The organism is Pseudoalteromonas sp. Z9A6 (genome assembly GCF_011378805.1).
GTDB classification, from domain to species: domain Bacteria; phylum Pseudomonadota; class Gammaproteobacteria; order Enterobacterales; family Alteromonadaceae; genus Pseudoalteromonas; species Pseudoalteromonas distincta.
Genome location: NZ_WTKZ01000099.1, coordinates 1 through 7,182 on the forward strand (window position 1 = coordinate 1; position 7,182 = coordinate 7,182).

Sequence of the window (7,182 nt, forward strand, 5' to 3'; positions counted from 1 at the left end):
TTAGATAATCAGAACATCGATGCTAGGTGTGGTTCGCTAGACGCTTACTGAAGAACTCATAAAAGAACCTTTTGTTCATAAGATAACGACATACATGGAAAGCACCCATGCAAACATATAGGAGGGAATGGATTAATGTTGAGGTGGGCGCAAAAGGCCTTCGACTAGGCCGTCAGTGAGGTTGCGGGAATAACTGTATTGATTGGTATATAACGGTTTAGATACGTCATTTATTGGGTGTTGTGCCAGAAACTTAATCTGTCCACATTGACACAGCACACAATGGAAACACTTAGGCTCTTCACTCGACGTATTATCACCAGCATTTACATTTTTTTCGGGAACATCATAAGTGCCTATCGACTTTGATTGTTCAGGGACTGACGATACCTCCGCAGGGTAGTCATCGCATTGAGCGGCGAACGAAAAGCCCGATTGACACATGAGCAAAGTAATAAGTAGCCATGCCAACCTACGCAGTTTTGATGTGCAATTAAAAATTGGCATTTTCTTATCAACTTTGCGCATTAAGCGCTCGCTGTCTTTCATTTCCAGCATCTTCGAGGATCATTTTTGCCCCGCGCAACACAACGCACGAAACTATCACACCGATAACCAGATCAGGCCATCGAGAATCGAGCCAAAACACCAAAACGCCAGCAGAGATAACACCTAAGTTGGCAATCACATCGTTGGCTGAAAATATCCAGCTTGCCCGCATATGCACTTCTTCATTTCTTTGTTTGCGTATGATCACAAGACAAATGACATTAGCAACCAGTGCAACTGCCCCCATAGCCATCATTAGTCCCGATACAGGTTCGCTACCGTAAATTGACCGTCTTACAATATCAATGATAATCAACACACCCAGTGCCATCTGAAAAAAGCCGCTAATTCTAGCCGCATTGGCTTTGTGCAATAGCGATTTACCAATAGCATAAAGGGCAACACCATAGACAACTGCGTCGGCGAGCATATCAAGTGAATCGGCTATTAATGCGGTTGAATCAGCAAGCAACCCGATCCCCATTTCTATAACAAACATTGTCGCGTTTATTCCCAAAAGCCAATACAAAACCTGTCGTTGAGACTGGTCTTTTATTTCAACTTCGCACCCACATCCGCTCATTAGAAACACACTCTTTACTGATGAATAGTATGAGTATAAAGTCTATACTTGGTATAGAGTCAACGGTTAGGAGTAAAAAATGAAAATTGGTGATGTCGCAAAGACGACAGGTTGTAGTATTCAGACCATTCGTTTTTATGAAAAGAAAGGGCTATTGCCTGAGCTCAAGCGCTCAAGTGGAAATTATCGTGTCTACGACAAGGGGACTATTGAACAACTCCTATTTATTAAACAGTGTCGTTCATTGGATATGTCTATCATGGAAGTAAAAACGCTCATGGACAGTCGTTCGAAGCCAGATCAGAGCTGTTCAAATATCAATACGTTAATAGCTAAGCATTTATCAGACGTCATTATTCGCATTGAAGAGCTAAACGCATTAAAGTCATCACTCGAAAATATGGCGTCAAAGTGTGATCAAAACAAAACCATTAGGGACTGTGGCATTTTAAATTATTTACACACTTAAAAGTGTAAGAAGCACACAGTTTCACTGTGCGCACTCGCCTCAACGTGTATCTATCGGCTAACATTCGTCATTTGTGTAGATTTATAAGGCAAAAATCAATAGCCTGAACTTTTGATACTGAGTCAGCCATGCATATTCATTTGTGGCCCTACAAAGCGATTTACATCGGAATCAGTCCTGATAATGATGTTCATGCACATCATGCTGTCCAAATTTGCATTGGTTTAGACAAAGACATCTCGGTTCAAGATTACAAGGCACAAAGTATTCACACCGGACAATGTATTGTGATTTTCGAAGATGTCCCTCACAAGGTTTTGGCACAGGACAATCAGATTGTAGTCATCTATTTAGAGCCTGAAGATAGGCAAAACCAACAATTTCTCAAAGCCTTACGTCAAGCCAGGAGTGATGGAATTAATACTCTGCCGCTTACTAGCAAAGAATTGGGATCCATTTCTCAGCATCTATTTACTGACGTCGATATCGACAAAGTGTGGAAAACAGTAAATAAAGCGGTAGGGCTAGTCTATAGTCCTGCGCTTTCATCGCGCCCTGAGGATAAACGGGTACGAGCGGTCATCGACATTATTGCTTCGCAGAGAGGTTGTGCAATCGATATGGCGTTTTTATCATCGAAGGTTTTTTGTCCCCAAGTCGTCTAACACTGCTCTGCATTTGATGTGTCGTACGGGTTATCTAAAGGCAAAAAAGCTTTCGTCCCCTGCTTGAAAGGTTCGTAATTTGTTGAAATGAAATCTATGAGATTACTGAACTCTTCACTACCCAGCGTAAGTTCACTTTTGGGACTATCTAATTCTAGTGTTTCACTATCAAGCCAACCCTTTGGCTTATTATACCGACCAAGCTTCAAGAACACTTCGTCTTCTGAGGTGTTATGAGGGATTTTCCAAAATATTGCTCGGGTCAACACTCTAGGTTTATCACGAATTATTTTAGCTAATCTATCTTTAATTTTTGCCATGATACCTCTTTATTTCCTCATCGCGTCCGGCGACCGTAGAGAGCGAGTTTAATGGCTTTGTTAGGCGATTTCATGTGTAACCTCGAACCCTATCTCTTTTAGGCTCAAATTGATTAGGTTTACACCAACTTCTTCTGCCCTTTCCCTTAATTTCTCCCAACGATCTGTGCCAATACTGGTTTTAGTATTTGTAACAACAACCAAATTAAAGGTGGGCTTTTTACCAGTAATTGAGGAGTAAGAATTCACTTGATCGTTAGACCGTCGGATGGATTGATTAATAAACATAAAAGCATGATCAGGATTTCGGGTCCACTTGACCTCAAAAATAGTGTCTGCTTTATCTCGTCCATTTGTAACAACCCCATCGAATTCAACTGATTGATTGCCCTTTCTAAAGCGCACGCCTCTTTCAATGCGCCCATATTCCTTTGACAGGTAACTGAGGGCTTTTTCCTCAACTTCAAATGACAACTTCATCCTTGATGTATTAGAAAGCTCTTGTAATTTTGAAAGGTCAATTTTTGTGATTGTAGATTCTTCCGTTTCTGACGGCTGCTCCGAGGTGTATTCTTCTTCTATTGCTTCCTCAGCTTTCCGGCGAATATTCTCAGCCTTACTTAGAGCTTCTTTCTTGTATTTGAAATAATTCTCATCTTTTCTGATTATGGCCGCCAAGTTCTGTAAAAATTCCAGCTCAGTAACAGCAGTTGCAACTATAAAGATAGCGGCAAAATATGTAGCCCAATGAGAAGAAAAGAAAGCTAGCGATGCTACAAGCATAATAGAAAACAACTTAGTCGCATGGCTTCTTTGCTTCAGCAAAAAAGTGATAAATAAGCACAGAATCGACACTATAAGTGCAACAGTACCGATGAAGCTTGCATAATTATCTGGTGGCACGATGTATTCCATTTACAGCCTAACATTTTAGTATTTATGCGACACGCATTTTGTATTGCATAATCGCTTGTTGGACTGAGCCGCTACCTGCTCGGTGTGTCAGAGTTGGTGTTGTTTATGCTATGGGAATTTGCTTTTTGGTGGCTCTCACTTTCCTAGCTAATTTAATCAGCTTAGCTAGTGTAATTTAAGCTTTCCCTGCATTGCTCAGCGCTTTTTATGTATTCATTACACCTAAATTTGGCTAGATTAGCAATTAATAATTGATTTCAAGCAACTACCTAGCAGATCACTTGTTCTGCTTTAGGTAATTTCCGTAGTTCGCTCAAAATCGACCTATAAAGTATTTACGTTAAATGATAATGGGGCAAAGGCAGCATAAGAACACTGCCTGCGCTAAATCAACAATCGGTTTCTCTCGATATTTTAATGGCGTCTTCAATCTCTATTCCCAAATATCTGATGGTGTTATCAATTTTTGTATGACCAAGTAGTAACTGAACGGCACGTATATTTTTGGTTCGAGCATAAACCAAAGTCGCTTTGGTTCTTCGCATTGAGTGAGTTCCATAAAGGTCAGAATCAAGTCCTAATTGCTCAGCCCAGCTCCTGATGATAGACCTGTAATATGAATAGCTTATTGGTTGATTAGAGCGACGTATACTCCGAAACAAATAATCACTGGGTTGCAATTTAACTTCTTGAATCCAATGGATAATACTTTGTTGTGTTTTCGGAGTTATCTCAAATTGAACTTCGATCCCAGTTTTCTTCTGCGTTAATTGAACCCTTTCAAATACTTGATCGAGAGTAGTGACGTCTCGAACTTTTAAAGAGAGTAAGTCACATGATCTTAGCTTGCTATCTATAGCCAAATTAAGTAAAGCTAATTGCATCAAGTTGTTTTGAATTTCAATTCGAGTGCGAATACGCCAAATCTCTTCAAGCTTGAAAGGACGTTTCACACCAGTAGCATTGTGGTTTAGTTCTGGTTTCATAGTGACCTCCTATTTAAAAGTCACTATGAGGATAGTGGATGTATTACTGATTAGGATTTGGACATAAACGTGTTAGAGACTAAGGACGGCTCTGTGCCATAAGTGGACAGTGCTAACGCCTGTGTAAGCAGCGGAAGCAGTTGACTAAAATTAGTGAAAAAAAGCAGCCATCTGTTCACCGTCTACTCTTAATACGCTGGTTATAAATCTAACTTAGCTACACACATACGCTACAAATAAGCTGGTGCAATTCCAAGTAGTCTTCAAGCTCAGGCTTATCCGTGGACATCCTTGCTTCATATACATCTACAAGGAAGCCTTTGCCTGGAGGGAAAACGTCCTTAGCAACTCCACTACAAATCAAATCCATCCAATAGTCCAGCTTCTCACCTTCCATATAATACTCAGCGAGTTTTGCCATTGCCGCATAGCATTGTTCAGTTGTAGGCCATTTCATAATGATTCCTAGATTTATAACGCCTTTGGCAACGGCGGTGTTTTTGGAAACAAAAAACGTAACAGTTTACGTAGGACCAGCACGAAGTGCGTGGGTACCTAAACTTTTTAACTTTGTGGTGTATCTCTCACTACTTAGCCTTTGCTTTACAATGCTGATAAATACACTCTAATAATTCATGAAGCTCACTATTTACTGCTGCTTCTTGATCTGGATTTATATTGTGACCATTGGCAAAACAAATATATAAATCATTTATACTTCCCATTCCTCCAAACTTTTTAAGTACAGTTCGTGCTGATGACGCAGAACGAACATCACTAAGCCTCCAATTGCGAACACCGTATTTGCCTAATAGCTCATTGTAAGATGTGATTGCTTCGTTTAATTCCATAACTCTCAAATACAGTAACGCCCAGCGCAGCGAAAATTGTTCCGTTGCAGCTGCTTGTTATGTTTAAAATGGCAGGTCATCAGGCTCATCTAACTTACCTACCGTTGCCTCAACTGAATTAGCCAGAGCTTCAACTTTTTCCAAGAGTTCCAATACAGAATCTTTTGAAACCTCAATCGCTTCGCCGTCCTTGTTGTACCCTGCCCTGTGAACACAGTCATGACGTTTCACGACATCTTTAAACAACCACGAAATGTCGCCAAAATCATGGCCTAGAACATCTTTAAACATTGGCTTAACCTTCTTTAGATCGTGAAATATTAGATCTTTAAGGTAAGTAGCAACCGTAACCTTTAAGTTTGATTGCTTTTCAAAAATCTCTTTAAGAGTGAACGTTCTTTTTGAGAATTCAGGGTCTGTTTCAACGAGTTTTCGTATTAACTCCTCAGAGTTTGTAACCTTATGAATAAATGTGCCTGCCAAGTAACCTTCAATTGCTGATACAACGTGACCATGTAGCATGACCCATAGACTAAATAGGGTGTCAGGAGGAACTTCTACTTCTAGTAGTGTTCGGACACTCTTTAAGTGGCTTTGCAGAATTTCATGATGAGTTTTACTATCGATATACCAGTAAAGCTCATCAGCTTCATCTTCTGGGTAATAAGGCATCCCGTAGTTTACGTCCACATCCCCATAATCAATTGATGCCATAGCACTATAAAAAGTGTTAGTAACTTGAACCGTATATTCCTTATCGCAAGAAGGGCAAAACACCTCCTGCCAAGAGTCGGTTTGGCTATCCTTATTCTTTTCAGCGGAAAAATCAGGGTCTTGGACATTGACTATATCTTCTACATGCTCACCACATTCGCACGCAAATGAAATATCCATCTGTAAACTCATAACTCTCCTTTAAACATAACGCCTGCATTTGCGGCTGGTTTGGATCGCAGCGGAAAACCAGTCCGACAACATGCGTTTGTTAGGGCTAAAATACAGACTTATTGAGGATGACATTTGCATCATACCTCTGGCTATAAGGCTTGAGCTCCTCATAAATCGCTTTAGCTAAGTCTGAAATTTCATTTGTAAGAATTTCTAAAGCTTCAGTCTTACTTTCTTCATTAAATATCTTTCGGCTACCATCAGGAACATCGAGAGTATCACGATAAGTTTTTGCAGAATTAAGAAAGGCTAAATGTGCACGAGCTTTCTCCACAAGTGCCAACTTCATGTAGCTAGGTACATCTAAATCTGTATTCATATGAAATGCGATTGCAGCCAAATCATAGCTACTCAAATTTTTCGCAGTTCTCTTCTTGTAGTCAGGCATATCAGCAATCATGTTCTTCAATAGTCGGATTACAGATTTCAGATTTCCTGAGTACAATGAATCTCTATCATTTATCATTTTGATATGGGTAAATGGATAGTTAAGATGAAATTCATGATCTGCTTTATGATATATTTTAATACCTCGGTCACTTTCTAGACCTGAACGCTGGTATCTTATTGTGTCAAACCAAATGGCTGGAACAATATCAACTTTTCGTCTCAAGCTTCCACCTTCCAAAGCAATTGACTTGTTTCCCGAACTATCAACTTCTGCCTTGGGGAAGCTAATAGGCAGAATACGTTCTGATTTTTCCCTCACATCCTTAGCAATATTAATCAAACCTCTAGTGTCTGTTGCGGGAGAGTATCCATTTGGATTTACTGTAGGAAGTTCAATATTTACAGGGTTAGTAACAATGATAAGCATATCAACATCAGAATGCCCTTTGATGTGAATATCGTAAGCGTCTAGCGAACCACACCTAGCATCGATGTTCTGATTATCT

Annotated in this window: 11 protein-coding genes; 2 read left to right on the forward strand and 9 right to left on the reverse strand. The window is 39.9% G+C overall.

Annotated features, from left to right (window positions below; all coding sequences use genetic code 11):
* Positions 1-132 precede the first annotated feature (132 nt).
* Both GQR53_RS20685 and GQR53_RS19975 read right to left on the reverse strand, forming a co-directional pair.
* Positions 133-549, reverse strand: a complete 417-nt coding sequence (locus tag GQR53_RS20685; protein WP_227008878.1) for a hypothetical protein — start codon at positions 547-549, stop codon at positions 133-135.
* Entirely contained in the window at positions 515-1,132 is a 618-nt protein-coding gene (locus GQR53_RS19975; RefSeq protein WP_004588586.1) for a cation transporter, read from the reverse strand. The genes GQR53_RS20685 and GQR53_RS19975 overlap by 35 nt, the downstream gene beginning before the upstream one ends.
* A gap of 79 nt (positions 1,133-1,211) precedes the next feature.
* On the opposite strand from GQR53_RS19975, the gene cadR reads away from it, so the two are divergent.
* Together cadR and GQR53_RS19985 are read left to right on the forward strand one after the other, a co-directional pair.
* Positions 1,212-1,601: a Cd(II)/Pb(II)-responsive transcriptional regulator gene (cadR, locus tag GQR53_RS19980; RefSeq protein ID WP_004588587.1), complete on the forward strand. Its 390-nt coding sequence runs from the start codon at positions 1,212-1,214 to the stop codon at positions 1,599-1,601.
* A 128-nt stretch (positions 1,602-1,729) separates the two neighbouring features.
* A complete protein-coding gene (locus GQR53_RS19985) occupies positions 1,730-2,266 on the forward strand; it encodes a hypothetical protein (RefSeq protein ID WP_165745020.1) in 537 nt (178 codons plus the stop codon).
* Here GQR53_RS19985 and GQR53_RS19990 read toward each other — a convergent pair.
* From GQR53_RS19990 to GQR53_RS20020, 7 genes are all read right to left on the reverse strand, one after another.
* A complete protein-coding gene (locus tag GQR53_RS19990; protein WP_064667425.1) occupies positions 2,263-2,586 on the reverse strand; it encodes a hypothetical protein in 324 nt (107 codons plus the stop codon). The two genes, GQR53_RS19985 and GQR53_RS19990, sit on opposite strands and share 4 nt — an antisense overlap.
* 60 nt (positions 2,587-2,646) lie before the next feature.
* Positions 2,647-3,501: a hypothetical protein gene (locus GQR53_RS19995; protein WP_064667424.1), complete on the reverse strand. Its 855-nt coding sequence runs from the start codon at positions 3,499-3,501 to the stop codon at positions 2,647-2,649.
* Between the two features lie 389 nt (positions 3,502-3,890).
* Positions 3,891-4,487, reverse strand: coding sequence for a tyrosine-type recombinase/integrase (locus GQR53_RS20000; RefSeq protein ID WP_165745021.1), 597 nt, complete (start codon positions 4,485-4,487; stop codon positions 3,891-3,893).
* Positions 4,488-4,704: 217 nt separating this feature from the next.
* Positions 4,705-4,944 carry a hypothetical protein gene (locus GQR53_RS20005; protein WP_024602321.1) on the reverse strand — a complete coding sequence of 80 codons (240 nt, stop codon included), beginning with the start codon at positions 4,942-4,944 and terminating at the stop codon, positions 4,705-4,707.
* A 130-nt stretch (positions 4,945-5,074) separates the two neighbouring features.
* Positions 5,075-5,338, reverse strand: coding sequence for a hypothetical protein (locus tag GQR53_RS20010; protein WP_024602320.1), 264 nt, complete (start codon positions 5,336-5,338; stop codon positions 5,075-5,077).
* Positions 5,339-5,401: 63 nt separating this feature from the next.
* On the reverse strand, positions 5,402-6,244 hold the full coding sequence (locus tag GQR53_RS20015; protein ID WP_165745022.1) for a hypothetical protein: 843 nt from the start codon (positions 6,242-6,244) through the stop codon (positions 5,402-5,404).
* Between the two features lie 85 nt (positions 6,245-6,329).
* Positions 6,330-7,182, reverse strand: an 853-nt coding sequence (locus tag GQR53_RS20020; protein ID WP_165745023.1) for a hypothetical protein, incomplete at its 5' end; no start/stop codon positions are given.